Raw genomic sequence first — 2,228 nt, forward strand, 5'->3', positions numbered from 1 at the left:
CCGGAGGTCCCGCTCACCGGCGAGGGCCCCGACCTCCAGCCCGGGGCGCACGTGCACGGCACGGACGCGATGTACCTCGCCCTGCTGCGGCGCACGGCGTGAGGCCGCCCCGCGCGGGCGCGCGCGAGACGGCGGCGCACGGCCGGGCGAAGCGGGGCGAGACGGGCCCGGGTGTGAGCCACGGCACGAAACCATGGCAGGCTTGAGCCATGGCCGTGCAGATCAACCCCAGCATCCTGTCCGCCGACTTCGCGCGACTCGCCGAGGAGGCGAAGGCCGTCGAGGGCGCCGACTGGCTCCACGTGGACGTCATGGACAACCACTTCGTCCCCAACCTGACGCTGGGCACCCCGATCGTCGAGGCGCTCGCGAAGGCCACGGACACCCCGCTGGACTGCCACCTGATGATCGAGGAGCCCGACCGCTGGGCCCCCGCCTACGTCGAGGCGGGCGCGGGCTCGGTCACCTTCCACGCCGAGGCCGCCGCGGCGCCGGTCCGCCTCGCCCGCGAGATCCGCGCCAAGGGCGCCCGCGCCTCCATGGCGCTCAAGCCCGCGACGCCGGTGGAACAGTACGAGGACCTGCTCCCCGAGCTGGACATGCTGCTGATCATGACGGTCGAGCCGGGCTTCGGCGGGCAGGCGTTCCTCGACATCATGCTCCCCAAGATCCGCCGCACCCGGCAGCTCGTCGCCAGACACGGCCTCGACCTGTGGGTGCAGGTGGACGGCGGGGTCTCCGCCGAGACCGTCGAACGCTGCGCCGAGGCGGGCGCCGACGTCTTCGTCGCCGGGTCGGCCGTCTACGGGGCGAAGGAACCGGCGGCGGCGGTCCGGGGCCTGCGTGCCCAGGCCGAGGCGGCGCACGCGAAGGCCGGGTGGGCCGCCGGGGCCTGAACCGCGCGAGAGGCCGGGCCCCGCGCGGGCACCGGCCGCGAGAGGGCCGGTCGGTGACCGGGCCGTGAGAGGAGAACCGTCCGGGACCGCACCCCCGGGCACCGTGTCCGGGACCGTGTACCGGGCACCGCAGGAGGCAGGGAGCCGTCCGGGAACGACCCCGGGCGGACACCGGGATACGACTGGGCATCGGCCGCGTGAACCGGAGGCCGCGGGGCTGAGCAGGCACCGCGGCGTCTGCGAGGATGAACGGCGAGTCCGGAGTATGCACAGCAGTGAGGAGAGCGCCGTGTCGGCGATGTCGGCGGGTCGGGCAGCCATGCGGATGGGACCCGCGGAGCTGGTCCAGGCGGCGGCCATGGCACGCCGCTTCTACCTGGAGGGCAAGTCCAAGATCCAGATCGCCGAGGAGTTCGGCGTGAGCCGCTTCAAGGTGGCCCGGGTCCTGGAGACCGCCCTCGACCGGGATCTCGTACGCATCGAGATCCGTGTCCCCGCCGAGCTCGACGCCGAGCGCTCGGACGCGCTGCGGGCCCGCTACGGGCTGCGGCACGCCGTCGTCGTGGAGTCACCGGCCGAGGCCGACGACTCGCCCGACCCGGAGAACCTCGGCGAGGTCGCCGCCGACCTCCTCGGCGAACTCGTCCACGAGGGCGATGTCCTGGGGCTCGCCTGGGGCCGCTCCACGATCCACATGGCGACCGCGCTGCACACGCTGCCCCCGTGCACCGTCGTCCAGCTCACCGGCGTCTACGACGCGGGCACCGCCGAGCGCGGCTCCGTCGAGGCGGTACGGCGCGCCGCGCAGGTCTCCGGCGGCGAGGCGCACCCCATCTACGCGCCGATGCTCCTCCCCGACCCGGCGACCGCCGCCGCCCTGCGCAGCCAGACCGGCATCTCGCGGGCCTTCGACTACTTCGACAAGGTCACGGTCGCCGCCGTCTCGATCGGCTCCTGGGAGCCGGGCGTCTCGACCGTGCACGACATGCTCGGCGACGAGGAGCGCCGCCACTACGCCTCGCTCGGTGTCGCCGCCGAGATGTCCGCGCACCTCTTCGACGCGCAGGGGCGCCGCGTGGGCCGCGACCTCGGCGAGCGCTGCATCACCGTCGAGTCCGAGCGGCTGCGCCGCGTCCCCGAGGTCGTCGCGATCGCGGGCGGGCACCGCAAGGCGGCGGCGATCGACGCCGTCCTGCGCTCCGGCCTCGTCACGAGCCTCGTCACGGACACCGCCGCAGCCGACTACCTCCTCACGGCCGGGGAGCAGCCCCGCCCCGCGCTCGACCGCGCGGACCCGGACGACTGAGCGGCCCGGCCCGCGCCGCCCCGGAA

Annotated in this window: 2 protein-coding genes; both read left to right on the forward strand. The window is 74.9% G+C overall.

Going from position 1 to position 2,228, the window contains the following annotated elements:
* Nucleotides 1-209: 209 nt before the first annotated feature.
* Nucleotides 210-896 carry a ribulose-phosphate 3-epimerase gene (rpe, locus tag SSBG_RS25745; RefSeq protein ID WP_008748981.1) on the forward strand — a complete coding sequence of 229 codons (687 nt, stop codon included), beginning with the start codon at nt 210-212 and terminating at the stop codon, nt 894-896.
* Nucleotides 897-1,161: 265 nt separating this feature from the next.
* A complete protein-coding gene (locus SSBG_RS25750; protein WP_008748982.1) occupies nt 1,162-2,202 on the forward strand; it encodes a sugar-binding transcriptional regulator in 1,041 nt (346 codons plus the stop codon).
* The last annotated feature ends 26 nt before the right edge of the window (nt 2,203-2,228 follow it).

It is taken from the genome of Streptomyces sp. SPB074 (genome assembly GCF_000154905.1).
Classification (GTDB): Bacteria; Actinomycetota; Actinomycetes; order Streptomycetales; family Streptomycetaceae; genus Streptomyces.

Coding starts and splice junctions, on each gene's coding strand:
- rpe (WP_008748981.1), top strand. CDS start 210: ATGGCCGTGCAGATCAACCCCAGCATCCTGTCCGCCGACTTCGCGCGA.
- SSBG_RS25750 (WP_008748982.1), top strand. CDS start 1,162: ATGCACAGCAGTGAGGAGAGCGCCGTGTCGGCGATGTCGGCGGGTCGG.